Raw genomic sequence first — 414 nt, 5'->3', positions numbered from 1 at the left:
GGGATGAGGCCATAAGGCTTCATTATGATCGCATTGCTGACAGGCTTGAAGGTCTGGGGATTCCGTCTAGGCGTAAGAAGCAGGATGGCACCTTTTTCAAGGTCGCTTTGCTGTCTGGATTAGCTAAGCAGATGGATGAACAGTTTAGGCATATCCTGTTCATTCCTGCTGTTGCTGTTGCTGAGCGTCGCCAGTTTAGGAATGAGCTGACCTATTGTATTGATAACATTCACCCGAATAAGGGGAAGTATCTGCGGTACATGGTTATCACCTGCGGTGAGAACGTCCGCATATATGCTGACCTCAAGGCGGATCATAGGAAAAGGACACGCAAGCTCTCTTATTTCTTCCGTTGGCTCAATCAAAAATATGGTTCAAATCAGTATTTCAGGGGGACTGAGTTCACTCATAATC

The 414-nt window shown here is 46.4% G+C and carries 1 protein-coding gene; it reads left to right on the top strand.

Translation table 11 applies throughout. The features are described from left to right. On the top strand, window positions 1-414 hold a 414-nt coding region (locus tag KP705_RS18330), incomplete at both ends, for a hypothetical protein (RefSeq protein WP_215765334.1).

Origin of the sequence: Gluconobacter sp. P1D12_c (assembly GCF_018812105.1) — a bacterium.
Taxonomy (GTDB): domain Bacteria; phylum Pseudomonadota; class Alphaproteobacteria; order Acetobacterales; family Acetobacteraceae; genus Gluconobacter; species Gluconobacter oxydans_A.
The sequence above is the reverse complement of the archived record's forward strand: the minus strand, read 5'-3'. Positions and strand labels throughout refer to the sequence as shown.